The following is a 25,484-nucleotide window of genomic DNA, read 5'->3' on the forward strand; positions in this document are numbered from 1 at the left end:
TGAACAGGGGCAGGATATTAGCACAGGGTAGACGACGGCTTTATGGCCAGATCACCCCAGGAAAATTCCCGTGACAATCGGGGCCGCAATGGCCCCGATCAACGAGGGTTCAGGTGATATCGGCCTTGGCCGGCTCATCCAGCCCCATGGCATGCAGGCGGGCATAATGGCCATTGGCCGCAAGCAGCTCGGCATGGGTGCCGCGCTCGACAAGGCGCCCTTGGTCCATGACCAAGATCTGGTCGGCCTTTTCGATGGTCGACAGGCGGTGGGCGATCACCAGCGTTGTACGGCCCTGCATCACATGGTCCAGGGCAGCCTGGATATGCCGCTCGGACTCGGTATCCAGCGCCGAGGTGGCCTCGTCGAGGATCAGCAGAGGCGCGTTCTTCAGCAGTGCCCGGGCGATGGCCAGGCGCTGGCGCTGGCCGCCGGAGAGCAGCACGCCGTTTTCACCCACTTCGGTATCGAAGCCTTTTGGCAGCCGGTCGATGAACTCCTTGGCGTAGGCATCAGCCGCAGCGGCTTCTATGTCGGCGCGGGGGGCGCCGGCCAGGTCGCCATAGGCGATGTTGTTGGCCACGGTATCGTTGAACAGGGTGACATGCTGGGTCACCTGCGAAACATGGCGGCGCAGGTTGCGCAGGCGATAGTTCTCTATCTCCACGCCATCGAGCAGGATCTGCCCCTGGTCGTGGTGATAGAAGCGCGGGATAAGCGCTGCCAGAGTCGACTTGCCGCTGCCAGAGCGGCCGACCAGTGCAATCATCTGCCCTGGCTCGGCGACGAAGCTGATATCGCTCAGCACTTCACGCTCGGTACCTGGGTAGGTGAAGCTCAGGTTGCGCACTTCCAGGCGCCCTTCCACCCGCTCCTTCTCGACGGTACCGCTGTCCACTTCAGGTGCTTCGTCCAGTTGCTCGAAGATGCTCTCGGCACCGGCCAGGCCCTTCTGGATGGTCGAGCTGACTTCCGAAAGCTGACGAATCGGCTTTGGCAACAGGCCGGCGGCCGTAATGTAAGCCACCAGATCACCGGCAGTGGAATCACCGCGCAGGAACAGCACCAGGAACATCAGCGCGGCCATGGCGGTGTAGATCACCAGTTGCAGCATCGGCGTGTACAGCGAGCCGGTCTTGGTCATTTGCAGCTGCTTGTCGGTGTTGCTCTGGCTGGCCTTGCCGAAACGCTGCTCTTCGTAGGCCTCACCGCCAAAGCTGCGCACCACGCGGTAGCCCTGGATAGTTTCCGAGGCAACGTGGGTGACGTCGCCCATGGCCACCTGGATCTTCTTGCTCTGCTTGCGGAATTTCTTGCTGGCGACGCTGACCATCACTGCGATCACTGGCAGGATGGCGACCATCACCAGCGTCAGGTGCCAGTTCATCCACAGCAGGTAGCCGAACAGGAAAACCACGGTCAGGCCTTCTCGGATCACCACCTTGATCGCATCGGTGGCGGCACCGGTGACCATGGTCACGTTGAAGGTGATGCGCGAAATCAGGTGCCCGGAGTTGTGGTTGTCGAAGTAGCGGTTAGGCAGCACCAGCAGCTTGTTGAAGAGTTCCACACGCAGGTCGTGCACCAGGCACAGGGAAACCTTGGCCAGGAAATAGTTGCCGAGGAACGAACCCAGGCCCTGCCACGCGGCGATCAGGATGATCAGCAGCGGTACAGCCTGCAGCAGTTGCAGGTCGCGCAGGTAGGGGACGTTGGGGAACAACACTGCTTCAGGGTTGCTCAGCCCATCAACGAAATACTTCAGAATCCCGGCCAGCATCGGCTGGGTCGAAGCAAAGATCACGAAACCGATGATGCTCAGCAGGAAAATGCCGACATAGGGTTTCACATAGCTCAGCAGCCGGAAGTAGATCTTCAGGCTGGAGGTGTGTTCCGCCGGTCGCGGTGTTTCGGCCATTATCAAGCTCGCTGTTCAGGTTGAACCGGAAATTTTACCACAGGCATCATTTTCGGCACTCCCCCATGGCAGCAACATGGCCAGGCCCACTGGCAGCCAGCTGATGAACCATTCGGCACGTGGCGTACCGGTGAGGCTGGCGGCATCGAACTGCATGGCCAGGGTGGAGTACACCCAGAAACCGAGCAGGATCTTGCCGAACAACGTGCCACGTGCGCGGACGATTTCGCCGAAGGTGTACAGCCACACCATGACCCACAGCAGCATCCCGGGCAGGCCCATCTCCACTGCGATGTGAGTGAACATGTTGTGGGTGTGGTCGAAGTGCTTGCCCACTGCACTCACGTCGTAGGCAGCACCCAAACCAAGGCCGGTCCAGGGATGTGCGGCGATCATGTCGACTACGGCATGGAATATTTCCGGTCGGTAGGACGAGCCGCGCTTGGCGATCAGGTCGTAAACAAAATAGAAGGCCAGACAGGTGGCGATGGCCGCCAGCACGGCAAACACCCGGCTGTGGCGGTCACGGAACCACAACGGGGCCAGGATCACGGTGAGCACCAGGGCCAGGATTGCCCCACGGCTCTGGCTGAGCATGGCAAACAACCCCAAGCACACCAGCGCCACCAGCCACAACAACTGCAGGGCACGTTGCCGCGGCGGCTCGTAAAGCAGGAAAAGCACGGCTGCACCGATGACATAGGCACCCAGGATCGGGTGCGATATTTCGCCGATGCCCTCCAGGCGGGCCAGCAAAGGCATGCCCAGCACGCCGTAGAAATGGATGACCGAAACCATCGCGGCAACGGCCAGCAAGGCACTTCCGGCCAGCAGCAGCTGACGTATGCGGACCTGGCCAAGCTGGCCCAGCAGCGGGAACGCCAGCAGGAACACCAGGATGTAGAGCAGGCGCTTGGCCTCGCGCCCCGGGTTTTCCGCGGCCGACCAGACAAGACTGAGCCCGCTCCACGCCAGCAGCAACAACACACTCCCCCACAAGGCCGGCTGACGCCGCCAGGCCTGCACTATTACTTGCCTTGCGGACCACGCCATTACCAGCGTCGGCAACCACAGGAACAGTACCAGACCTTGTTGATAGACCTTGTTGCTCGGTGCCAGGGCGATAGCTGCCAGAAACCAGACCAGGCCAAACCCCAACCAGGCTCGCGCCCAGTTTTTTTGATACAACATCCTTTCCCCCGATGAATCAAAGACACCATCCAATGGTGCTACAACATTATTTTCGGCATTATTGCCGGTCATTCCGTTCGCCCGACGACAAGGCTCTATTCATGCAATGCTCCCGGCTCCCCCAGGTCGACTTCGATCAGCTGACAAAAGGCGCACAGGTGCTTGAGGCAGATAGCCATGGCGCCAAAGTCTACCTGCTCGCGGATGGTAATTTCCTCAAGGTTTTTCGTAGGAAGCGGCTGATTTCATCTGCACTGCTGCGCCCGTACTCACAGCGCTTCGTCGACAACGCCGCACGCCTTGCACAATTGGGCATCCCCACCCTGGAGGTTATCAGCCAGCACAAGCTCGACCTGCCAGGGCGTACCGCCGTGCTGTACCGCCCGCTGCCAGGGCGCACCTTGTTGCAGATGTCGCGCGATGAAGGTTTCAGCTGGGGGGCCTACCTGCCGCGCCTGATCGAACTGATCCGCCAACTGCATCGCAGCGGCGTGTACTTCCGCTCGTTGCACCTGGGTAATGTGGTGGTCACCCCCGACCAGCAGCTGGGCCTGATCGACGTGGCCGACATGCGCTTCCTGCGCCCGCCGCTGTCGGCGCGCATGATTCGGCGCAATGTGCAGCATATGGTGCGCTACATCGAGCGGGAGAACCTGGGCGACCGCTTCCCCCTTGCCGCCTTCGAGGCAGCCCTGCTGGCGCGCTGAGCGTCAACTGCGCAGCAGGCTCTGCGAGCCGCTGCAGAATGCCTGCCAGGCTTGCTCCGGGGCCAGCGCCTGGCGTTGCCGGGCGGCTACCGCCGGGGCACTGAGCGCCGCACATCGCTCGATAGCCTCGGCCCAGGCATTTTCATTGGCAATGGGTAGGTAGCCACCGGTGTCCTGCAACTGCTCGCGGAACACCTGCAGGTCGCTGCACACCACCGGCACGTCGGCCATGACCGCCTCCTGCACCACCAGCCCCAGGCCTTCGGAGCGCGAAGGCACCAATAGCCAGTCGAATGCCCGGTACAACTGCTGCAGGTCGTCGCGGTGACCGCTCAGGTGAACACGCCCGGCCAAGCCCAGCGCGTCGATACGAGCCTGCAGCACCGCACGCAGAGGCCCTTCGCCAATGATTGCCAATTGCAGGCCCGACTGGCGCGCACTGGCCTTGGCGAACGCCTCGATCAGCATCTCGAAACCTTTGCTCTCCACCAGTCGCCCGACCGCGCCCAGCATGACCCCGGCCACCTGTTGCAACTGCAGGGCCTGCCTGGCCGCATCCCGGCTCAACAACGGCTCGGCGAACGCCAGCGGGTCAAGGGCCATGCGCAAGGTCTGCACCGGCCTGCCAAGATCGTGTTCGAGTGATGTGGCAAGCGTCTGCGAAACGGCGGCGATGCTCAGCCGCTCGGCCGGGAACATACGCAGCAGGCGAACGTCACTGGCACTCAGGCGCGTCTTGCCGTGAAACAGCACCTTGGCACGCAACTGCGGAACCTGCTGCAACAACGGCAACACCAGCCGCGCCACACCGACACCATCGAGCAGCACGACTTCAGCCTGGGCCTCGTTCAACGCCTTGCGCAAGCGCATGCGCAACCATGGGCGCAACAGGCGCCAGAAGTGCCGCCCTTTCAGCGCCCGTGACGGCATATGCCACTCCCGGGTCGAGCCAAGCCCACAGCAGAGGCCGCTACCCAGCAGCAACCAGTTACTGATCCGGGCATCGGCACCCGCGTGCGACAGTACCTGCCGATGTACCTTGTGGATGGACATGTACGGCGTTCCACCCGCCCACATCATATTGACTATGTTCATGGGCCCTCTCCCGCTCATGTCAGGTGGGACAGCGACTTCATTGAACAAAAATGGTGATTCCCATGCCGATCACGGCACCCGCCACCAGCGTCAATGCCAACTTTATCCGATCACGTCTACGACGTTTGGCCTTGCGCTCCACTTCGATGGGCAAGGTCACGTGATTACCAAATCCAGTGTGCAATACTGCATCACCCTCCAAGGTGACCGCTGTCAGGTTTAACTCAGCATAGCGTCGGGAAAGTGCCTTTTCTCCAGCATAGGCGGCAAATGGTGCGCAACGCTGGTAATCGCTCAAACGACGCAGCCCCGGGTTGAGCGAGAACGCCTGCCACTCGGCCTTGTCGGACAGCAGCGGGTAGCAAGGCACCCCGGCGATCACCTGGCGATCACCCAGACGGATGTAAGGGCTGTGGATGGCCAGGTCATGGGCATGACTGCGCAGCCACACCTGCAACAGGTCGGGGCTGACCTCCAGTATGGCCCGGGAGTCTTCGACGAAGCCCTGGCGATAGAAGTGCCAGTCGTCCTCGCAGTGAAAGATGTAGGGCGTCTTGACGTGGCTGTAGGCCAGGTCGATAGACGGAAGCTGGCCCAGTTTTGGCCGGTTGACGAACACCTTGCAGTGGGGTTTCCAGTGCTCAGGCACAGCGGCATGCACGGCATCGTCACCGGAGTCTTCGGTGATGAACACTTCGCGAATGGGCGCGGTATTGTAGCGATCGAAACTCTCAAGGGTATCTTTGAGCAGATCAAACCGCCCACAACTGGTCACGACGAGCGTGACGTCACTCTCATTTGAAAAGCGCACCGGACTCCCTCCGCATTGCGACTATCGACTTCAACGCCCTTTCCTCAGGCGCGAAAGTTCTTATGTTAGATGCCCAGCCTCAGGCGCAGCCGCTGCCATGCAGACAACGGCGGATGGGGCCTGAGCGCCGGGCGCATGTGGTCGACGATGCTACGTCCAACTGCGCCGAAACTGAAACGGGAAACCGCCAGGTGGCGGCCATTTTCTGCAATCTGCCGCGCCAGTTCAGGGTCCGCACGCAAAAGGCGGAGCTTCTCCTGAAGGGTCGGGATGCAGTCATAGAACACCACGTTGTGCATGTCCTGCAGGCCCAGCGCGCGGTTCTCTTCCTCGCCCTGGTCATACGCCAACAGCACACAGCCACAGGCCATGGCTTCGAAATTCTTGATCATGTATTCGCCCATGCCAACGTCGGCACTGACGAAGAAGCGGATCCGGTTGAGCGTATTGCAGTAGTCTTCACCCGACTTGGTCCGGGTGACCACCAGGTTCTCGACGCGGCCCAGCTCGTCCAGCAATGCCTTGCGGCCGCTGTAGGCCACGCTGTTGGTACTGCCGACGAAGGCCAGTTCGATATCGCGCTCACGCCCCTGGTCGGCCAGCAACTGCTCGTCGTAACCCTTGGGCACGAACACGGCGTCGAAACCTTCCTGGCGCAGGCGCTCGCTGACCATATAGCCGGAGCTGATCACCCGCGCCCAGGGCAACTTGCGGTAATGGGCGCTGAACTTGCCGGTGTACTTGCACGGGATGTAGTTCTGGTAGGCATCATGCTCGAGGATGACCAGGTTCGGCACGGTACGGATGAACGCCGCCTGACGGATTTCCTGCTTGAAACGCAGGAAGAAGACAATGCGGTCATAGCGCTCGACCTGCACTTCACGCTTGAAATAGCGGCGCAGGTTGCGCTGGTCTTCGCTGGTCAGCCAGCGCAGGTCGCACTCGCAGTTGGCCGCGACGCCATCGTACAGGCGATCAAGAATCGCCCGCTGTTCCTTCTGCACCAGAAATAGGACTTTCATTGGGTTCCTTGGGCGCTCTGCGCCATCGCGGTCAACCATGGGGGGCGCGGCTACAACTCACGCCGCCAGAACAGTTCATGTCGGCGCACGGCCTTGCGGAAGAATTCGTTCTCGCCGTAAGGCGACGGCCGCCGCCCGGCCAGCCAGCGCTGCAACAAGCGACGCAGCCGGCGCTTGAACGGCGCCGGTGGCTGCAGGTCGTGCATCATGCCCAGGGCCATGGCCTTGTCGCGCTGGGTTGCCACGTCCAGTACCAGACTGCAAGGTGCCCACGCCTGAGCGGCGCTCAGCTGCGGTGGCAAGGCCACGCCATCACCACTGTCGCCCATCGGCCAGCGGTCGTTGTCGTGCAGGTGATTGGCGTAGCACAGCAGGGTTTGCGGCTGCCAGGCCAGGCCTTGCAAGGCTTCCAGCACCGCTGCCTGGGCACATATATGGTCGGGGTGCGGGTCGAGCTGCGGGTGCGGCATAACCAGCACCTCTGGCCTGGCCATTTCCAGCAAGGCCCGCAGATCGGCCAGCAGGTTGCGCCAGGTCGGCGCGCCATCGCCGTCGGCCGGCAGCGGGAATGGGTTGAACCGGCGGAAGACGCGAATGTCGGCGAGGTCGGCCTCGCGAGAAGCGGCCGGCTGGTCGGGCGCAGCCTGCATGGCAGGCAGTTGCAGGCAGAAGTAGCCCAGCTGCACGCAACGCGATTCCGCCACACCGGCCCAGCGTGGCACGGCGATACTGTCCCAGGCCCGCAGGCGGCCCTTAAGGCGTGCGGCTTCGGCCTTTGCCAGTCCCATCTTCTGATAGTGTTCGGCCTCGATCTCACCTGCGGTCAGCGTCACTACCCAGGTTTCGTCGGCCTGGCTGTAGAGCCCGTAAGCGGCCAGTTCGGCGTCATCGGCATGCGGCGCGATCACCATCACTCGACGCCGTTGCAGCTCGACCGCCGGGGTTATCCACAAGCGCGGCCGGCCCAACAGCCCACAATGCCGGCCACGCAGGCGCAACGCGCCTGCCTCCAGAGGTGCGGCGAGGCCGGTCAGATTGAGGAAGCGCACGCCATCGACGCCGCGCTCGAAGGTTTGCCGGTCGGCCTGCTCGCCAGCCACCAGCTCGACCTGCGGGTCGAGGAAGCGCCCCAGCCAGCTGCTTTTTACCCGCAGCTCGAGGATCAGGGTGTCGTTGCCCTGCAGCGTGCATTCAGCCTTGAGCAGGCCGCCGCTCAGGGTGGCAGGAACCTCCAGGGTCTGCTCACCGAATTCGTACGCGTAGTCCTCGCCTGGCGCATAGAACAAGTGGTCGGCAAACCAGGCTTCATGGGCCGCCCACAGCAGCGGCAACAGCAGAAGTGGCAACCACCACCAGCTGAACACCCCTACGGTCACCAGCGCGGCCAGGCCCACCAGCAGGCCCAGGCGCTTGTTGCGCCGGTGGCGCTTGAGCAACTGCTGCTTGCGACTCACGCCTGATACACCGGCACGGGGTTGCACCAGCGGTCCTTGTACTCGCGGTCGGCACGGCCGAACGAGAACCGCAGCGGCTTGTTGCGCGCACGGGCGTCCTCCCAGGCGGCCTGGGTATTGAGGAAGCTCAGCACGCTGCCGGGGCTGAAGGCCTTGGTTTCAGGGTCGACACCGCCATTGATGTACTCGACGCTGATCCATTCCGGCGCTTCGACACGGTATACCAGCTGGATGGCAATCGGCTTGCCGTCCAACAGCAGCACCGAGCCGATCAGCAGCTCGCGCAGGCGCTCCAACACCTCGGCCATGCGCTCGGCGCCGGTGGCAGGGAAGCCCCAGCGGCGACGGAACAGGTCGCAGTACATGCTGGCGATTTCCTGCGCGCTGAAGTCGCTGATCGGGCGTACCACACCGCCCGCCTCTTCCAGCAGGCGCAGTTCGCGGCGCTGGTTGTAGCGGAACTTCTTCGACAGGTCTTCGTGGGCGCGGGCCATGGCCAGCTGTTCCTTCTGTGCCTTGAGGCCACTGAAGCGGCCTTGGTTCAGTTCGGACAGGTAGCGCGCGGCATGGCGCAACGGCGCAGCGGCATCGGCGGCCGCCGGCAGGATGATTTCGGCGTTGCCCAGGTCGAACAGAGCCTTTTTCCCGGCACGCTTGAGCACATCCTTGGACAGCGCAAGGTGGCGCCCCCAGGTGGGGATGGCGGCCTTCAGCTCGCCGGCCTGGTGCCAGCCCAGATAACGCACCGGGATCTGTGCCAGGTCCGCCAACTGCTCGACCACCAAAGGATGAGTGGCGACACTGCCACCAAAGCGGGCCCATGCCTCGGCGTAGGCCTTGGCGTCGATAACTTGCCAACCGCGCTCACGGAAGGCCTGGATACAGTTGAGCATCAGGCCTGCCCCACCAGCACACGGACTTGCGGCAGCTGCCAGAAGGCCTCGCGCACCGCCTGGTCGGAAAAGCGTTCACGCAGGCGCTGCAGCATGTGCTCGGCACAGGCCTGGCGCTGCTGCCCATCGAGCATAGCCATGTGCTTCAGGCCCTGAGCCAGTTGCCCGGCATCACCCAGCGGAAACAGTACGCCAACACCCTCGACCACTTCACGGGCACCGCCACAGGCCGTGGCCAGTACCGGTACACCTGCCACCATGGCTTCGAGCAGGACCATGCCGAAGGGCTCATGGTCGGAGCTCAGCGCGAATACGTCGAACGCCTGGAAGTAACGGCGCGCATCCGGCACCTGGCCAAGGAAGTCCACTTGCCCGGCAATACCCAGCTCGGCAGCCTGGGCCTTGAGCCTGGTTTCCAGGCGCCCCTTGCCGAGAATCGCCAGGCGAGCGCCGGCTGGCAGCCCCGGTAGGGCTTCGGCAAAGCCACGCAGCAGGGTGGCCTGGTCTTTGTCCGGGTGCAGGCGCCCTACGTTACCGACAATCCACGCCTGCGCATCCAGACCCAAGGCCTGACGGGCCTCGGCGCGTGGCACCAGGGCCGCTTGCAGGGCGTCAATGTCGATGCGGTTGTACAGGGTCTGGATACGCTCTGCCGGCCACTGCGGCAAGCAGCGGCGCATGTCGTCACGCACTGCGTCCGACACGCCCAGCAAGCTCAGGCGCTTGCTGAACAGGTTGGCGAAGATGCGTCGCCCCTTGCGCTCGTAGTCACCGAAAGCGTGGTGCACGCCGATCACCGGCAAGCCGGTGCCCAGCAACGCCACATAGATCGGCTTGAAGCGATGGGCAATGCAGAAGGCGAAATTGCGCTCGGCCGCGATCCGCCGCAATGCGCGGATGGCGCCGAGTTTCAGGCCGCGCACGGCCTTGGAGCTGAACTCCAGGAACAGCACCTCGTCCGACGCACAGCCAGCCGCTACCTGCGGGTCGGCAGCGCCGGTGAGGAACACCGTGGTGACCTGGTAGCCACGCCCATGGAACAGGCTGGCGTATTGACGGGCGCAGTCCAGGAACGGCCCGTCATAGCCATGGCAGAACTGCAGAATACGCGGCTCAGAGCGGCTGGTCATACGGGGCCGCGCCGTCCTTCACAACCAGGATGTCTTCCATGATCAGGTACTGCAGGTCCGAGCCGAAGAACATGTTCAAGGCGTCGGTCGGCGAGCAGATCATCGGTTCACCACGGCGGTTCAACGAGGTGTTCAGCGACACGCCGTTGCCGGTCAGGTCTTCCAGCGCCTTCATCATGTCGTAGTAGCGCGGGTTGTACTCGCGCTTGAGCACCTGGGCACGCGAAGTGCCATCCTCGTGGACCACTTCCGGCACGCGGGTCTTCCACTCTTCAGCCACTTCGAAGGTAAAGGTCATGAATGGCGCCGGGTGGTCGACCTTGATCATTTGCGGGGCGACGGTGTCGAGCATCGACGGGCAGAAAGGTCTCCAGCGTTCGCGGAACTTGATCTGCTCGTTGATGCGGTCGGCTACGCCCGGCACGCTCGGGCAACCGATGATCGAACGGCCGCCCAGGGCACGAGGGCCGAACTCCATGCGGCCCTGGAACCAGGCCACCGGATTGCCGTCGACCATGATTTTGGCGATGCGCTGCGGCATGTCGTCGAGTTTTCGCCACTTCGGCGCGTTCGGGTGACGGGCACAGGCGGCAATCACATCTTCGTTGGAGTACGAAGGGCCGAGGTAGACGTGTTCCATCTTCTCGACCGGCACGCCACGGGCGTGGGAAACGTAGGCGGCAGCACCCACGGCGGTACCGGCGTCACCGGAGGCCGGCTGCACGAACAGCTCTTTCAGGTCTGGGCGGGCGATGATCTTCTGGTTGAGCTTGACGTTCAGCGCGCAACCGCCGGCAAAAGCCAGCTTGCCGGTTTCACGCAGGACGTCACCCAGGTAGTGATCGATCATCTGCAGAGCGATCTTCTCGAACAGCGCCTGCATGCTGGCCGCGTAATGGATGTACGGCTCGTCGGCGATGTCGCCTTCACGCTTGGGGCCCAGCCATTCGATCAGCTTCGGCGAGAAGTAGAAGCCCTTGCCCTTCTCTTTATAGCGGCGCAGGCCGATGACGTTGGCGTATTCGGTGTTGATCACCAGCTCGCCGTTTTCGAAGCTGGCCAGGCGCGAGAAGTCGTACTTGCTCGCGTCGCCATACGGCGCCATGCCCATGACCTTGAACTCGCCATCGAGCATCTCGAAGCCGAGGAATTCGGTGATTGCGCCGTACAGACCGCCCAGCGAGTCCGGGTCGAAGAATTCCTTGATCTTGTGGATCTTGCCGTTTTCGCCGTAGCCAAAGAAGGTGGTGGCGTATTCGCCCTTGCCGTCAATGCCGAGGATTGCGGTTTTTTCCTTGAAGCCCGAGCAGTGGTAGGCACTGGAGGCGTGGGCCAGGTGGTGCTCGACCGGTTCGATCTTGACCTTTTTCGGGTCGAAGCCCAATTGCTCCAGGCACCAGACGATCTTCTTGCGGTAGCGCTTGTAGCGACGATTGCCCATCAGGATCGCGTCGAGGGCGCGGTCCGGGGCGTACCAGTAGCGCTTGGCATAGTGCCAGCGCGCCTTGCCGAACAGGCTGATCGGGGCGAACGGGATGGCTACCACGTCGACGTCGGATGGCTTGATGCCTGCCTGTTCCAGGCAGAACTTCGCCGACTCGTAGGGCATGCGGTTCTTCGCATGCTTGTCACGCACGAAGCGCTCTTCTTCGGCGGCGGCAATCAGTTTGCCGTCAATGTACAAGGCCGCGGAAGGGTCATGGCTAAGGGCGCCGGACAGGCCAAGAATCGTCAATGCCAAGGGATTAGCCTCTTCATTCGGTAGAAATGCGCCAGCGGCCTCTTGGGCGGGTGGCGGCTAAAGGGCGGGATTATAACGCAAACATGTGCGCAACGCGGCAACCTGTACTGGCCTCATCGCCGGCAAGCCAGCTCCCACAGGTACACCGCCGACCTTGAGGCCCGCGCTGTACCTGTGGGAGCTGGCTTGCCGGCGATGGGGCCGGTACAGGCAAGCAATATTATTCAGCGATCAGCCAGTCCATGCGGAAGCTGCCGGCGGTTTGCGCCAGCTCCTTGGCCAGCCATGGCAGCAGCTCATTGAGCTCTTCTTCCAGCCCCCAGGGCGGATTGGCGATGGCCAGACCTGAGCCGTTGAGCCCCTGCGGGCTGTCCTGGTGGTGCACATACAACTCGACCCGCAGCAGTTTCGGTGCGCCGGTGCTGGTCAGGTCCTGGTAGAAGCGGGCCAGCGAGCGCTGGTCCTTGATCGGGTACCAGATGGCCGCGACGGTCTGGCGCATGCGGCCGATCGCCTCTTTCATGGCGGTAGTGCAGCGCTTGAGTTCGTCAGCCTGTTCGAACGGTGGGTCGATCAGCATGATCGCGCGCTTCTCCTGCACCGGCAGCAAGGCCCGCGGCACGTGCCAGCCTTCGCCCAGGTGCACGACCACGCGCGGGTCTTTCTTCATGTTTTCCTTGAGAAGCGGCCCGTCTTCGGGATGCTTCTCGTTGAGCAGGGCACGGTCCTGCTGGCGCATCAGACGGCGGGCCAGCTCGGGCGAACCGGGGTAGTAGCGCAGCTCGCCATCGGCATTCAGGCGCTTGATGATGCGCAGATAGTCGCCAGCCATGGCCGGCAGGTCATCGCGATTCCACAGGCGGGCGACACCTTCCAGGTACTCGCCGGTGCGGGTTGCCTGGTCGCCCTGCAGGTCGTAAAGGCCGAGCCCTGCATGGGTATCGATGTAGGCGAACGGCTGCTCCTTGCGCGACATCAGGGCGATGAGGCGGGTCAGCACGATATGTTTGAGGACGTCGGCGTGGTTGCCGGCGTGGAAGGCGTGACGATAGTTCATGGCAACTCCTGCGGGGGTGGCAAGTTTACCTTGCCTTGCAGGCGGAGTCAGGCCTGGCTGCTGATCGGCGGTGACCTCTTCGCGGGTAAACCCGCTCCCACAGGTACCTCACAGAATTTGAGTTCTGTGCAATCCCTGTGGGAGCGGGTTCACCCGCGAAGCAGGCGCCGCCGACTCAACGGGTATTACTTGTCAGCGTGATACGCCGCATCAGCAGTCTCGAAGCGCTTGACCATTGCCTGCGACGGGCTGCCCAGCTTGCTCACCACGATGATGGCGATGCTGGCGAACAGGAAGCCCGGGATGATTTCGTACAACCCAAGGGTGTCGAAGTTCTTCCACAGGATCACGGTCAGTGCGCCAACCACGATACCGGCCAGTGCGCCGTTACGGGTCATGCCTTTCCACAGTACCGAAATCAGCACCACCGGACCGAAAGCAGCACCGAAGCCGGCCCAGGCGTAAGCTACCAGGCCCAGCACGCGGTTTTCCGGGTTGGAGGCCATGGCGATGGCGATCAGGGCGACGGCCAGCACCATCAGGCGGCCGACCCACACCAGCTCGACCTGCGAAGCGCTCTTGCGCAGGAACGCCTTGTAGAAGTCTTCGGTCAGGGCGCTGGAGCACACCAGCAGCTGGCAGCTCAGGGTACTCATTACCGCCGCCAGGATGGCCGAAAGCAGCACACCGGCAACCCATGGGTTGAACAGGATCTTGGCCAGCTCGATGAACACCCGCTCGTGGTTCTCGCTGACCGGGCCTGCCAGGTCAGGATGCGCCGAGAAGTAGGCGATACCGAAGAAGCCCACGGCGCAGGTACCGACCAGGCAAAGGATCATCCAGGTCATGGAGATACGACGAGCGTTGGCGATCGACTTCACCGAGTCGGCAGCCATGAAACGCGCCAGGATGTGCGGCTGACCGAAGTAGCCCAGCCCCCAGCCCATCAGCGAGATGATGCCGATGAAGGTGGCGCCCTTGAACATGTCGAAGTGGGCCGGGTTGACCGCATCGATGGCAGCGAAGGTGGTATCGAAGCCGCCAGTGGAGATCAGCACGATCACCGGAGTGAGGATCAGCGCAAAGATCATCAGCGAAGCCTGCACGGTATCGGTCCAGCTCACCGCCAGGAAACCACCGATGAAGGTGTAGGCGATGGTCGCAGCAGCACCGGCCCACAGGGCCGTTTCGTACGACATGCCGAAGGTGCTCTCGAACAGACGGGCACCGGCAACGATGCCGGAGGCGCAGTAGATGGTGAAGAACACCAGGATCACGATGGCCGAGATGATCCGCAGCAGGCCGCTGTTGTCTTCGAAGCGGCTGGAGAAGTAGTCCGGCAGGGTCAGCGCATCGCCGTTGTGCTCGGTCTGCACGCGCAGACGACCAGCAACGAACAACCAGTTCAGGTAGGCGCCGACGGTCAGGCCGATGGCAATCCAGGCTTCGGACAAGCCGGAGAAGTAGATGGCGCCTGGCAGGCCCATCAGCAGCCAGCCACTCATGTCGGAAGCACCAGCGGAAAGCGCGGTGACCACGCTACCCAGGCTGCGGCCGCCGAGGATGTAGTCGGAAAGGTTATTGGTGGAGCGATAGGCGGCGAAGCCGATCAGCACCATTGCGGCGATATAGACCACGAAAGTGATCGTTAGAGGATTGCCCATGCGTGTGCCCTGGCGTTTGTTTTTATGTCATGCACAACCGCAGCCATGGCGGTTGCACCCAGGCCGCGAATCGTATGCAACAACGCAAAGTGGGTGCAACCATTTTTCATTTGCAAGTTGCACCTCTTCGTGCAATTTCCGACAAATCTGATTTTTTGCTCCTTTTTGGAGCAAAAAGCCCGCTTTCAAGAATAAAACGCACCGAAGCGGCCCCTTTCAAGGCTGTGGAAATGGTTGCCGGACGAGTTGCACCTTTTCCGTGAAAAATTCGGGTTGCACCTGGTTGCACCCGAATTGTCCTACAGCTACTCTTGGCGTCAGCTTAGGCCACAACCGTGGCAATAACGAGGATAAGAAATGGCGACGACCACCCTTGGGGTCAAACTCGATGACCCGACCCGTGAGCGACTCAAGGCAGCTGCGCAGTCGATTGACCGCACCCCGCACTGGTTGATCAAACAAGCGATCTTCAACTACCTGGAGAAGCTCGAGGGTGGTGCCACCCTGACCGAACTCAACGGCCATGCCAGCAACGTGGCCGACGACGCCGGCGAGATCCAACCCGACCACGGCCACCAGTGCTTCCTCGAGTTCGCCGAGAGCATCCTGCCGCAGTCGGTACTGCGCTCGGCGATCACCGCCGCCTACCGCCGCCCCGAACAGGAAGTGGTACCGATGCTGCTGGAGCAGGCGCGCCTGAGCGCCCCGCTGGCCGAAGCGACCAACAAGATGGCCGCCGGCATCGCCGAGAAACTGCGTAACCAGAAGAGCGCTGGCGGTCGTGCCGGCATCGTCCAGGGCCTGCTGCAGGAATTTTCGCTGTCGTCCCAGGAAGGCGTGGCGTTGATGTGCCTGGCCGAAGCCTTGCTGCGCATCCCCGACAAGGGCACCCGTGACGCACTGATCCGCGACAAGATCAGCACCGGCAACTGGCAACCACACCTGGGCAACAGCCCGTCGCTGTTCGTCAACGCCGCCACCTGGGGCCTGCTGCTGACCGGCAAGCTGGTGTCCACCCACAACGAATCCGGCCTCACCTCCTCCCTCACCCGCATCATCGGCAAGAGCGGCGAGCCGATGATCCGCAAAGGCGTCGACATGGCCATGCGCCTGATGGGCGAGCAGTTCGTCACCGGCGAAACCATCGCTGAAGCCTTGGCCAACGCCAGCCGCTTCGAGTCCAAGGGTTTCCGCTATTCCTACGACATGCTCGGCGAAGCCGCACTGACCGAGCACGACGCACAGAAGTACCTGGCGTCCTACGAGCAGGCCATCCACTCGATCGGCAAGGCCTCCCATGGCCGCGGCATCTATGAAGGCCCGGGCATCTCGATCAAGCTGTCTGCGTTGCACCCGCGCTACAGCCGCGCCCAGTACGAGCGCGTGATGGAAGAGCTGTACCCGCGCCTGCTGTCGCTGACCCTGCTGGCCAAGCAGTACGACATCGGCCTGAACATCGACGCCGAAGAAGCCGACCGCCTGGAGCTGTCGCTCGACCTGCTCGAGCGCCTGTGCTTCGAGCCTTCGCTGGCCGGCTGGAATGGCATCGGCTTCGTTATCCAGGCCTACCAGAAGCGCTGCCCGTATGTGATCGACTATGTCATCGACCTGGCCAAGCGCAGCCGCCACCGTCTGATGATCCGCCTGGTGAAAGGCGCCTACTGGGACAGCGAAATCAAGCGCGCCCAGGTTGAAGGCCTGGAAGGTTACCCGGTCTACACCCGCAAGGTTTACACCGACGTGTCCTATGTCGCCTGCGCCCGCAAGCTGCTGGCCGTGCCAGAGGCCATCTATCCGCAGTTCGCCACTCACAACGCCCACACCCTGTCGGCCATCTACCACATTGCCGGCCAGAACTATTACCCGGGCCAGTACGAGTTCCAGTGCTTGCACGGCATGGGCGAGCCGCTGTACGAGCAGGTGGTCGGCAAGATTTCCGAAGGCAAGCTGAACCGTCCGTGCCGCGTCTACGCACCGGTCGGTACCCACGAAACGCTGCTGGCCTATCTGGTGCGTCGCCTGCTGGAAAACGGCGCCAACACTTCCTTCGTCAACCGCATCGCCGACCACTCGATCTCCATCCAGGAACTGGTCGCCGACCCGGTCGCCAGTATCGAGCGCATGGGCACCCAGGAAGGCAGCATCGGCCTGCCGCACCCGCGCATCCCGCTGCCTCGTGAACTGTATGGCAGCGAGCGGGCCAACTCGGCCGGCATCGACATGGCCAACGAACACCGCCTGGCGTCGCTGTCCTGCGCCATGCTGGCGACCGCCCACAACGACTGGAAAGCCACGCCGCTGCTGGCTTGCGCTGCCAGCGAAGGCACAGCCGCACCGGTGCTGAACCCGGCGGACCACCGCGACGTGGTCGGCCATGTTCAGGAAGCCACTGTCGCCGACGTCGACAACGCCATCCAGTGCGCACTGAATGCCGCACCGATCTGGCAGGCCACCCCGCCAGCCGAGCGTGCTGCCATTCTGGAGCGCACTGCTGACCTGATGGAGGCCGAAATCCAGCCGCTGATGGGCCTGCTCATCCGCGAAGCCGGCAAGACCTTCGCCAACGCCATCGCCGAAGTGCGTGAAGCCGTGGATTTCCTGCGCTACTACGCGGTGCAGGCACGCAATGACTTCAGCAACGACGCCCACCGCCCGCTGGGCCCTGTGGTCTGCATCAGCCCGTGGAACTTCCCGCTGGCGATCTTCACCGGCCAGGTAGCCGCAGCGCTCGCCGCCGGCAACCCGGTACTGGCCAAGCCGGCCGAGCAAACCCCGCTGATCGCCGCCCAGGCCGTGCGCCTGCTGCTGGAAGCCGGCATCCCTGAAGGCGTGCTGCAACTGCTGCCAGGCCGCGGTGAAACCGTCGGTGCCGGCCTGGTAGGTGACGAGCGCGTCAAGGGCGTGATGTTCACCGGCTCCACCGAAGTGGCCCGCCTGCTGCAGCGCAACGTAGCCGGCCGCCTGGACAACCAGGGTCGCCCGATCCCGCTGATCGCCGAAACCGGTGGCCAGAACGCGATGATCGTCGACTCCTCGGCACTGACCGAGCAGGTGGTGATCGATGTGGTGTCCTCGGCCTTCGACAGCGCCGGCCAGCGTTGCTCGGCATTGCGCGTGCTGTGCCTGCAGGAAGACTCCGCCGACCGCGTGATCGAAATGCTCAAGGGCGCCATGGCCGAAAGCCGCCTGGGCTGCCCGGACCGCCTGGCCGTGGACATTGGCCCTGTGATCGACGCCGAAGCCAAGGCCGGCATCGAGAAGCACATCCAGGGCATGCGCGAGAAAGGTCGCTCGGTCTACCAGGTGGCCATTGCCGATGCTGCCGAGCTCAAGCGCGGCACCTTCGTCATGCCGACCCTGATCGAACTGGAAAGCTTCGACGAGCTCAAGCGTGAAATCTTCGGCCCGGTGCTGCACGTGGTGCGCTACAACCGTCGCAACCTGGATCAGCTGATCGAGCAGATCAACAACTCCGGCTACGGCCTGACCCTCGGCGTGCACACCCGCATCGACGAGACCATCGCCAAGGTGGTGGAAACCGCCAACGCCGGCAACATGTACGTCAACCGCAACATCGTCGGTGCAGTGGTGGGCGTGCAGCCGTTCGGTGGTGAAGGCCTGTCCGGCACCGGCCCGAAAGCCGGTGGCCCGCTGTACCTGTACCGCCTGCTGTCGACCCGCCCGGCTGACGCGATTGGTCGCCACTTCCAGCAGCAGGACGGCGAAGGCAAGCCTGACCGCGCCCTGCACGAACAGCTGATCAAGCCGCTGCACGGGCTGAAGGCCTGGGCCGAGAGCAATCAACTGGCCGACCTGGCCGCGCTTTGCAGCCAGTTCGCAAGCCAGTCGCAGAGCGGCATAGCCCGCTTGCTGCCAGGCCCGACCGGCGAGCGTAACAGCTACACCATCCTGCCACGCGAGCACGTGCTGTGCCTGGCCGACAACGAAGCCGACCTGTTGGCGCAATTTGCCGCAGTGCTGGCCGTTGGCAGCTCGGCGCTATGGGCCGACAGCGAGCCGGGCAAGGCACTGCGCGCCCGCCTGCCGCGAGAGCTGCAGGCCAAGGTCAAGCTGGTGGCGGACTGGAACAAGGATGAAGTGGCATTCGACGCCGTGATCCACCATGGCGACTCGGATCAGCTGCGCGGCGTGTGCCAGCAGGTGGCCAAGCGTGCCGGGGCGATCGTGGGCGTGCACGGGCTGTCCAGCGGCGACCACCAGATTGCGCTGGAGCGCCTGGTGATCGAGCGGGCGGTAAGTGTGAACACTGCTGCTGCCGGTGGTAATGCCAGCTTGATGACCATTGGCTGAGGCTGAGGGTTGTTGAAGAAAAGGGAGAGCTTCGGCTCTCCTTTTTTATGGGCGTGTTCGCCACAAAATAATCTGCGCCTGTGCGATCGAGCGCCGCCCGCGCGGCGCTTCGCGGGGCAAGCCCGCGCCCTCATTTACTGTGCAAATCTTGAAGAATGTAACGGTCCTGTGGGAGCGGGTTCACCCGCGAAAGGGCCCGTTCAGGCGATATATCAATGAAGCCTTGTAGAGGGCATCTGCCCCAGCATTGGGTTGTCTGCAGGCAGGGTTCATTTTTTGCGGTGTTGCGGCAATCGTTCGAAATCAGGAAAGAGAGCCAAGGCCCTGCACCGATGCCCGCGCTTTCGCCAGAGCCACAATAGGCACCAGCCTTTCGCAGCCTCCGAAGTCAGCATCAGCCCAGTCCACACCCAGTTACTGATACTGGAAGCCAGCATCGGCAACAACAGGATTGTGGATATCGAAGGAACGATAAAAAAGATTCGAAAGGGGATCTGCACCATCGCCAAGTAGACAGCCAACCGGCAACGCATAAAAAACAACGCGCAGGTCGCTATCAACGAAAGCTGCAGAACCAGGCCTAGCCAGACGACTAGCTCCAGCCCTCCTCCCCAGATCTGCATGTTGCTCAATGCGTCCTCGAAATCCGTCCAGAAAGGTATGGCACCTCGCTCCATACTGCGGAGGACATGAAAGCAGATATAGAACGCGTCCATGCCTCCCCAAAACAGAAAAGCGATCGCATGCCAGCTCAAATTCGAGTTCTTCAATATGCTCCCTCTCCGAACCGCGCCGGCATACCGCGCTTTTTAGAAGCGGCCTTGCGCCGCGAAAGGGCCGCAAAGCGGCCACGGTAAATTCTGCGGCGACGCTGCTCAAACCATGGGAGATAGTATGATCAAAGCAAACAGCTGCGCTGTTGTAATTGCGGCAACCAGCAGCATCCACAACCAATTGGACAGCGTGAACCGGCTGTTGGCCACCCCCGCCTCATCCCACGAGCTGAAATTGACGCCTTTCTGCATGGGCATCAGGATGAACAACCAAGCTGCTTGAATGACTACGCCCGCAAAATAAGCCGCCCACGACTGATCATCCAGAATCACACTGGCAGCCACCGAGGCAGCACACATACCGTAATAGCCCAGCGTGAGCCCCATAATGGACCAAGGGTAGGTTCTGCCTGACTCGCGAATATGATCATTCACCCTTCTCAATAATGGGTAGATGAAGAACACTGCAAAAGCGCTTCGCCAGAATGGGCTGACCTTTTCTCCTGTTCTCGCTCCATGCAGCTTCCAGCTCTGATAAAAGCAATACAGCCAGTAAAAACCCAGGGTGAAGAAGGTCATTACGCCAAACTTCACGGGCGAAACTACGAAGAAGGGAAGTTGCTTGTCTTCGGAACCAGTCAAGTCGTTTTTGTGGACATCACTCATCAGAAAAGCCTCATTACGAATACCAAAGCGCACATTCAAGGCCAAATGGCATTCGATCCGCAGTAGTCCAGTTCCGCTCTGACTTGTGGGAAACGTCTCTACATTTTCCTGCGCCTGTTCCGGCCTTTTTCACGGGTAAAACCGCCCCTACAGGTGCAGCGTTGATGGCTGGAGCTGCGCAGTACTTGTGGGAGCGGGTTTACCCGCGAAAGGGCCCGAACAGGCAAAACAACAACTGCCCCTACGCGTGAGCTGTGCGACCAACCACCAGCATCCCGGCGTTCTCAACCCATATCACCCAAACCTATTAACCTCCCCCACCTAACTCTATCCGCCTAGACTCGCAGCATCCCGCCTCAGGACCGCGACCATGCCCGAGACCCTGCTCAGCCCCCGCAACCTCGCCTTCGAGCTCTACGAAGTCCTCGACGCCGAGGCCCTCGCCCAACGCCCACGCTTCGCCGACCACAGCCGCGAAACCTTCGATGCGGCGCTATCAACTGCCCGTACCATTGCCGAGAAGTTCTTCGCCCCGCACAACCGCAAGGCCGACGAAAACGAGCCGCGCTACGTGGACGGCCGCGCCGAACTGATCCCCGAAGTGAAACCCGCCGTCGACGCTTTTCTCGAAGCCGGCTTCCTCAACGCCAACCGCGACTTCGAATTCGGCGGCATGCAGCTGCCAAGCCTGGTTTCGCAGGCCTGCTTCGCCCATTTTCAGGCGGCCAACGCCGGCACCACGGCCTACCCGTTCCTGACCATGGGCGCGGCCAACCTGATCGAGAGCTTCGGCAGCGATGAACAGAAACGCCTGTATCTGCAGCCGATGATCGAAGGCCGCTACTTCGGCACCATGGCCCTGACCGAACCCCACGCTGGCTCGTCACTGGCCGATATCCGCACCCGCGCCGAACCTGCCGGTGACGGCAGCTACCGGCTCAAGGGCAACAAGATTTTCATTTCCGGCGGCGATCACGAGTTGTCGGAAAACATCGTGCACATGGTGCTGGCCAAGCTGCCGGATGCGCCGCCCGGCGTGAAGGGCATCTCGCTGTTCATCGTGCCCAAGTACCTGGTCAGCGAAAATGGCAGCCGTGGCCCGCGCAACGATGTGCTGCTGGCCGGGCTCTTTCACAAGATGGGCTGGCGCGGTACCACCTCCACCGCGCTGAACTTCGGCGACAACGGCCGGTGCGTCGGCTACCTGGTCGGCCAGCCGCACCAGGGCCTGGCCTGCATGTTCCAGATGATGAACGAGGCACGCATCGGTGTCGGCATGGGCGCAGTGATGCTCGGTTACGCCGGCTACCTGTATTCGCTGGAGTACGCCCGCCAACGCCCGCAGGGTCGGTTGCCGGACAACAAAGACCCGCACAGCCCGGCGGTGCCGATCATCGAGCACAGCGATGTGAAACGCATGCTGCTGGCACAGAAGGCCTACGTGGAGGGCGCTTTCGACCTGGGCCTGTATGCCGCACGCCTGTTCGACGACACCCAGACTGCCAGCGACGACAGCGCCCGTAAGCAGGCGCAGGAGCTGCTCGACCTGCTGACCCCGATCGTCAAATCCTGGCCCTCGACGTTCTGCCTCAAGGCCAATGAACTGGCGATCCAGATCCTCGGCGGCCACGGCTACACCCGCGAATACCCGGTCGAACAGTATTACCGCGACAACCGCCTGAACCCGATCCATGAAGGCACCGAGGGCATCCAGTCGCTCGACCTGCTGGGCCGCAAGCTGGCGCAGAACAATGGCGCCGGCCTCAAGCAGTTGATCCGGTCGATCGTCGCGACCGGCGAGCGCGCCAGCCACCACCCGAACCTCGACCCGCTGCGCCAGCCGCTGGAGCAACTGGTCAACCGCCTGCAAAGTGTGACCCTGGCCTTGCTGGGTGACCTGGCACAGGGCAAAGTCGCCGGCGCCCTCGCCAACTCGGCCCTGTACCTCAAGGCCTTCGGCCACTGCGTGATCGGGTGGCGCTGGCTGGAACAGGCGATTCATGCCGAACTCGGCCTGCTCAAGGGCAACCCCGCCGACCGTGACTTCTACCTCGGCAAGCTACAGGCCGCGCGTTATTTCCTGACTTGGGAAGTACCTGGCTGCCATAATGAGCTGGCATTGCTCGAGGCGCGCGACGACACTTGCCTCACCATGCAGGACGAGTGGTTCTAAGGGGGAGCCACCGTGTACACGGAGGCTTCCACATGTTCGATGCCAGCGCCCTGCTGCGCCAGCGCTTTGCCGCGCTGCGCAGTACGGCCGAGTTGTTTTCCCTGCGCCATGTGAAACAGTCGCACCAGGCGCTGTCGGTTCGCCGCAACGTCGCGGTACCACCCTTCTTCAGCCAGGACGAGGGCGCCATGCTCACCGTGCGGGTGAATGGCGTGGAAGCCTATGCGGCCACCGCCGACCTGTCCCAGGCAGGCCTGCAGCGTGCGCTGGAGCAGGCCGAGGCGCTGGCCCGGCAAATCCTTCGGTACAACCTGCTGGACCTGCGCGAGCAACCGGTGACCAGCGCACGCCACGACCACATTTCGCCCAACTTCGACCAGCCCGTGCCCAACCTCGCCGACTGCCTCGGCCTGCTCGCTGCCGAATCGGCCAGCGTGCCCAAGGACAGCCGCCTGGTGGACTGGCAGGCCAGCCTGGGCCTCAGCCTGGTCGAGCAGACCTACCTGAACTCGGCCGGCGCCGAGTTGCGCCACGCCCAGCGCTTCCTGTTCCCAGGCCTGGGCGTGACCGCCAGCGACGGCCAGGATAGCCAGAGCCGCAGCCTGGGCCGCGACAACTTCGGCCAGCAGGGCGGCTTCGAGATCATCGAGCGCTGCGGCCTGGTCGGCGCGGCCCGCCGGGTGGCCGACGAAGCGCTACAGCTGCTGCTGGCACCGAACACCCCCAGCGGCCCGCGCGACCTGCTGTTGATGCCGGACCAGATGATGCTGCAGATCCACGAATCCATCGGCCACCCGTTGGAGATGGATCGCATCCTCGGCGACGAGCGCAACTACGCCGGCACCAGCTTCGTCAAAGCCAGCGACTTCGGCCACCTCCAATACGGCTCCAGCCTGCTGAACGTGACCTTCGACCCGACCATCGGCGAAGAGCTGGCCAGCTACAGCCATGACGACGACGGCACCCCGGCCAGCAAGCAGTTCCTGATCCGAAACGGCCTGCTGCTACGCCCGCTGGGTAGCGCGCTGTCGCAGTTCCGCTCCGGCCTGGATGGCGTGGCCAACAGCCGCGCCTGCGGCTGGAACCGTGCGCCGATCGACCGCATGGCCAACCTCAACATCGAGCCGGGCGACCAGAGCCTGGATCAGCTGGTGAAGGGCATCGAACATGGCATCCTGATGCGTACCAACCGCTCCTGGTCCATCGACGATGCACGCAACAAGTTCCAGTTCGGCTGTGAATGGGGGCAGTTGATCGAAAACGGCGAGCTCAAGGGCATCGTCAAGAACCCCAACTACCGCGGCATCTCCGCGCAGTTCTGGCGCAACCTGGCGGCGGTCGGCGACAGCAGTACCTTCCAGGTGCTGGGCACGCCCAACTGCGGCAAGGGCGAACCCAACCAGGTGGTGCGGGTCGGCCACGCCTCGCCGGCCTGCGTGTTCCGCCAGATCGACGTATTCGGAGGAGACGCCTGATGAAGCACGCTTTCGAAACCCTGGTCGGGGATGTGCGCAAAGCCCTGCAGACGGGCGAACAATTCACCCTCGGCTACAGCGCCGAACAGTCGCAATTCGTGCGCTTCAACCATGCCAAGGTACGTCAGGCCGGCGAGGTGACCCAGGCCAGCGCGCAACTGAAGCTGATCCACGATGGCCGACAGGCAGAGCAACAGGTGACCTTGAGCGGTGACACGCAACTGGATAGCCAGCGCCTGATCGCTGCCCTGGCGCAACTGCGCCAGACCTTGCCGCTGCTGGCTGTCGACCCCTATCTGCGCCTGGACGAAAATACCTGGAACAGCCACAGCCAGCAGGAGCAGGCGCTGCCCGAACTGAGCGACGTGCTGACCCTGCTCGAGCGTGAAGCCGGCGACCTGGACCTTGTCGGCATCTACGCCGCCGGCCCCATCTGCCGAGGCTTCGCCAGCTCGTTCGGGGCCTTCGGCTGGCATCAGGCCAACAGCTTCAACTTTGACTGGAGCCTGTTCCACCAGAACGGCGAGGCGGTGAAGGCCAACTATGCCGGGCAGGCCTGGAACGCTGACGACTTCACCGCACGCCTGCGCCAGGCGCGGGAGCAGCTGGGTTTCCTTGGCCGCCCGGCCGTCACGTTGAAACCTGGCAGCTACCGCGCCTACCTGGCCCCGGCGGCCATGGACGAAATAGCCGGCATGCTGTGCTGGGGTGGTTTTTCCGCACAGGCCCTGGCCACTGGCAACAGCGCCCTGCAGCGCCTGTACAACGGCGATGCGCGGCTGAGCCCGCTGGTAAGTTTCACCGAGCAGGTCAGCGGCTCGCTGAGCCCGGCGTTTTCCGATGAAGGCTCACCGCGCCTGGATGTGCCGTTGATCCAGCAAGGTGAGGCCGTGCAACGATTGATCAGCGCGCGCAGCGCGGCCGAGTTCGAGCTGCTGGCCAATGGCGCCGATAGTTACGAGTCGCCGTGTGCGCTGAGCCTGGCAGCAGGTAGCCTGCCGAGCGAGCAGATTCTGGAGCGGCTCGGTACCGGGCTGTACATCAGCAACCTGTGGTACCTGAACTATTCCGACTTGCCGGCGGCACGCATGACCGGGCTGACCCGCTTCGCCACCTTCTGGGTGGAGAACGGGCAGATCCAGGGCCCGGTGAGCACCATGCGCTTCGATGACAGCCTGTACAGCTTGCTCGGCAGCCAGCTGGAAGACCTGACAAGCGAGCGCGAGATGATCCTGTCGACCAGTACCTATGGACAGCGCAGTACCGGATCGAGTCATTTGCCAGGTGCACTGGTCAAAAGCCTGACTCTGACATTGTGACTGGACTTGCCGGCGCTTTCGCGGCTAAAGCCGCTCCCACAGGAACTCCACTGCCCTTGAATGTGTTGATATTCCTGTGGGAGC

19 protein-coding genes are annotated in these 25,484 nt (G+C 62.8%); 6 read left to right on the forward strand and 13 right to left on the reverse strand.

Annotation, left to right across the window (positions count from 1 at the left end):
- Positions 1-109: 109 nt before the first annotated feature.
- The gene (msbA, locus tag CAF92_RS06045) at positions 110-1,918 is read right to left on the reverse strand and encodes a lipid A export permease/ATP-binding protein MsbA (RefSeq protein WP_085599762.1); all 1,809 of its coding nucleotides are present in this window, start codon (positions 1,916-1,918) and stop codon (positions 110-112) included.
- A 15-nt stretch (positions 1,919-1,933) separates the two neighbouring features.
- Positions 1,934-3,109 (reverse strand): O-antigen ligase, encoded by a 1,176-nt coding sequence (locus CAF92_RS06050; RefSeq protein ID WP_085599764.1) that lies wholly within the window; start codon positions 3,107-3,109, stop codon positions 1,934-1,936.
- Between the two features lie 101 nt (positions 3,110-3,210).
- On the opposite strand from CAF92_RS06050, the gene CAF92_RS06055 reads away from it, so the two are divergent.
- The gene (locus CAF92_RS06055) at positions 3,211-3,816 is read left to right on the forward strand and encodes a toluene tolerance protein (RefSeq protein ID WP_046613370.1); all 606 of its coding nucleotides are present in this window, start codon (positions 3,211-3,213) and stop codon (positions 3,814-3,816) included.
- Between the two features lie 3 nt (positions 3,817-3,819).
- Here CAF92_RS06055 and CAF92_RS06060 read toward each other — a convergent pair whose 3' ends face one another.
- From CAF92_RS06060 to putP, 9 genes are all read right to left on the reverse strand, one after another.
- The gene (locus tag CAF92_RS06060; protein ID WP_085599766.1) at positions 3,820-4,911 is read right to left on the reverse strand and encodes a glycosyltransferase; all 1,092 of its coding nucleotides are present in this window, start codon (positions 4,909-4,911) and stop codon (positions 3,820-3,822) included.
- Positions 4,912-4,948: 37 nt separating this feature from the next.
- Positions 4,949-5,722 carry a glycosyltransferase family 2 protein gene (locus tag CAF92_RS06065; RefSeq protein ID WP_085599768.1) on the reverse strand — a complete coding sequence of 258 codons (774 nt, stop codon included), beginning with the start codon at positions 5,720-5,722 and terminating at the stop codon, positions 4,949-4,951.
- 65 nt (positions 5,723-5,787) lie between these two features.
- A complete protein-coding gene (locus CAF92_RS06070) occupies positions 5,788-6,744 on the reverse strand; it encodes a glycosyltransferase (RefSeq protein ID WP_046613374.1) in 957 nt (318 codons plus the stop codon).
- Between the two features lie 50 nt (positions 6,745-6,794).
- Positions 6,795-8,198, reverse strand: coding sequence for a PIG-L deacetylase family protein (locus tag CAF92_RS06075; protein WP_085599770.1), 1,404 nt, complete (start codon positions 8,196-8,198; stop codon positions 6,795-6,797).
- Positions 8,195-9,091: an antimicrobial resistance protein Mig-14 gene (locus tag CAF92_RS06080; protein ID WP_046613377.1), complete on the reverse strand. Its 897-nt coding sequence runs from the start codon at positions 9,089-9,091 to the stop codon at positions 8,195-8,197. Before CAF92_RS06080 ends, CAF92_RS06075 begins: the two co-directional genes overlap by 4 nt.
- The gene (locus CAF92_RS06085) at positions 9,091-10,221 is read right to left on the reverse strand and encodes a glycosyltransferase (protein ID WP_085599773.1); all 1,131 of its coding nucleotides are present in this window, start codon (positions 10,219-10,221) and stop codon (positions 9,091-9,093) included. Before CAF92_RS06085 ends, CAF92_RS06080 begins: the two co-directional genes overlap by 1 nt.
- A complete protein-coding gene (locus CAF92_RS06090; RefSeq protein ID WP_013974482.1) occupies positions 10,205-11,962 on the reverse strand; it encodes a carbamoyltransferase in 1,758 nt (585 codons plus the stop codon). Before CAF92_RS06090 ends, CAF92_RS06085 begins: the two co-directional genes overlap by 17 nt.
- Before the next feature lie 220 nt (positions 11,963-12,182).
- The gene (locus CAF92_RS06095) at positions 12,183-13,019 is read right to left on the reverse strand and encodes a 23S rRNA (adenine(2030)-N(6))-methyltransferase RlmJ (protein ID WP_085599775.1); all 837 of its coding nucleotides are present in this window, start codon (positions 13,017-13,019) and stop codon (positions 12,183-12,185) included.
- Positions 13,020-13,204: 185 nt separating this feature from the next.
- Positions 13,205-14,683 carry a sodium/proline symporter PutP gene (gene putP / locus CAF92_RS06100; RefSeq protein WP_085599777.1) on the reverse strand — a complete coding sequence of 493 codons (1,479 nt, stop codon included), beginning with the start codon at positions 14,681-14,683 and terminating at the stop codon, positions 13,205-13,207.
- Positions 14,684-14,757: 74 nt separating this feature from the next.
- Between putP and CAF92_RS26510 the strand changes: the two genes are divergently transcribed.
- Positions 14,758-14,946, forward strand: a complete 189-nt coding sequence (locus tag CAF92_RS26510; RefSeq protein WP_135001306.1) for a hypothetical protein — start codon at positions 14,758-14,760, stop codon at positions 14,944-14,946.
- A gap of 94 nt (positions 14,947-15,040) precedes the next feature.
- A complete protein-coding gene (gene putA / locus CAF92_RS06105; RefSeq protein ID WP_046613384.1) occupies positions 15,041-18,994 on the forward strand; it encodes a trifunctional transcriptional regulator/proline dehydrogenase/L-glutamate gamma-semialdehyde dehydrogenase in 3,954 nt (1,317 codons plus the stop codon).
- 269 nt (positions 18,995-19,263) lie between these two features.
- Here putA and CAF92_RS06110 read toward each other — a convergent pair whose 3' ends face one another.
- Together CAF92_RS06110 and CAF92_RS06115 are read right to left on the reverse strand one after the other, a co-directional pair.
- Positions 19,264-19,764 carry a hypothetical protein gene (locus tag CAF92_RS06110; protein WP_230386306.1) on the reverse strand — a complete coding sequence of 167 codons (501 nt, stop codon included), beginning with the start codon at positions 19,762-19,764 and terminating at the stop codon, positions 19,264-19,266.
- A 105-nt stretch (positions 19,765-19,869) separates the two neighbouring features.
- Positions 19,870-20,433 carry a hypothetical protein gene (locus tag CAF92_RS06115; protein WP_085599779.1) on the reverse strand — a complete coding sequence of 188 codons (564 nt, stop codon included), beginning with the start codon at positions 20,431-20,433 and terminating at the stop codon, positions 19,870-19,872.
- Positions 20,434-20,803: 370 nt separating this feature from the next.
- Between CAF92_RS06115 and CAF92_RS06120 the strand changes: the two genes are divergently transcribed.
- Genes CAF92_RS06120 through CAF92_RS06130 form a run of 3 tightly spaced genes read left to right on the forward strand, consistent with a single transcriptional unit; the run spans position 20,804 to position 25,400 of the window.
- Positions 20,804-22,606 carry an acyl-CoA dehydrogenase gene (locus CAF92_RS06120; RefSeq protein WP_085599781.1) on the forward strand — a complete coding sequence of 601 codons (1,803 nt, stop codon included), beginning with the start codon at positions 20,804-20,806 and terminating at the stop codon, positions 22,604-22,606.
- Positions 22,607-22,638: 32 nt separating this feature from the next.
- Positions 22,639-24,081: a TldD/PmbA family protein gene (locus CAF92_RS06125; protein ID WP_085599783.1), complete on the forward strand. Its 1,443-nt coding sequence runs from the start codon at positions 22,639-22,641 to the stop codon at positions 24,079-24,081.
- Positions 24,081-25,400, forward strand: coding sequence for a TldD/PmbA family protein (locus CAF92_RS06130; protein WP_085599785.1), 1,320 nt, complete (start codon positions 24,081-24,083; stop codon positions 25,398-25,400). The genes CAF92_RS06125 and CAF92_RS06130 overlap by 1 nt, the downstream gene beginning before the upstream one ends.
- The last annotated feature ends 84 nt before the right edge of the window (positions 25,401-25,484 follow it).

It is taken from the genome of Pseudomonas sp. B10(2017), assembly GCF_002113295.1.
GTDB lineage: Bacteria > Pseudomonadota > Gammaproteobacteria > Pseudomonadales > Pseudomonadaceae > Aquipseudomonas > Aquipseudomonas pudica.

Excerpts from the sequence above, each read along its gene's own strand:
- msbA (WP_085599762.1), bottom strand. The coding sequence starts at position 1,918 with ATGGCCGAAACACCGCGACCGGCGGAACACACCTCCAGCCTGAAGATC.
- CAF92_RS06050 (WP_085599764.1), bottom strand. The coding sequence starts at position 3,109 with ATGTTGTATCAAAAAAACTGGGCGCGAGCCTGGTTGGGGTTTGGCCTG.
- CAF92_RS06055 (WP_046613370.1), top strand. The coding sequence starts at position 3,211 with ATGCAATGCTCCCGGCTCCCCCAGGTCGACTTCGATCAGCTGACAAAA.
- CAF92_RS06060 (WP_085599766.1), bottom strand. The coding sequence starts at position 4,911 with ATGAACATAGTCAATATGATGTGGGCGGGTGGAACGCCGTACATGTCC.
- CAF92_RS06070 (WP_046613374.1), bottom strand. The coding sequence starts at position 6,744 with ATGAAAGTCCTATTTCTGGTGCAGAAGGAACAGCGGGCGATTCTTGAT.
- CAF92_RS06080 (WP_046613377.1), bottom strand. The coding sequence starts at position 9,091 with ATGCTCAACTGTATCCAGGCCTTCCGTGAGCGCGGTTGGCAAGTTATC.
- CAF92_RS06085 (WP_085599773.1), bottom strand. The coding sequence starts at position 10,221 with ATGACCAGCCGCTCTGAGCCGCGTATTCTGCAGTTCTGCCATGGCTAT.
- CAF92_RS06095 (WP_085599775.1), bottom strand. The coding sequence starts at position 13,019 with ATGAACTATCGTCACGCCTTCCACGCCGGCAACCACGCCGACGTCCTC.
- putP (WP_085599777.1), bottom strand. The coding sequence starts at position 14,683 with ATGGGCAATCCTCTAACGATCACTTTCGTGGTCTATATCGCCGCAATG.
- CAF92_RS26510 (WP_135001306.1), top strand. The coding sequence starts at position 14,758 with ATGCAACAACGCAAAGTGGGTGCAACCATTTTTCATTTGCAAGTTGCA.
- putA (WP_046613384.1), top strand. The coding sequence starts at position 15,041 with ATGGCGACGACCACCCTTGGGGTCAAACTCGATGACCCGACCCGTGAG.
- CAF92_RS06115 (WP_085599779.1), bottom strand. The coding sequence starts at position 20,433 with ATGAGTGATGTCCACAAAAACGACTTGACTGGTTCCGAAGACAAGCAA.
- CAF92_RS06120 (WP_085599781.1), top strand. The coding sequence starts at position 20,804 with ATGCCCGAGACCCTGCTCAGCCCCCGCAACCTCGCCTTCGAGCTCTAC.
- CAF92_RS06125 (WP_085599783.1), top strand. The coding sequence starts at position 22,639 with ATGTTCGATGCCAGCGCCCTGCTGCGCCAGCGCTTTGCCGCGCTGCGC.
- CAF92_RS06130 (WP_085599785.1), top strand. The coding sequence starts at position 24,081 with ATGAAGCACGCTTTCGAAACCCTGGTCGGGGATGTGCGCAAAGCCCTG.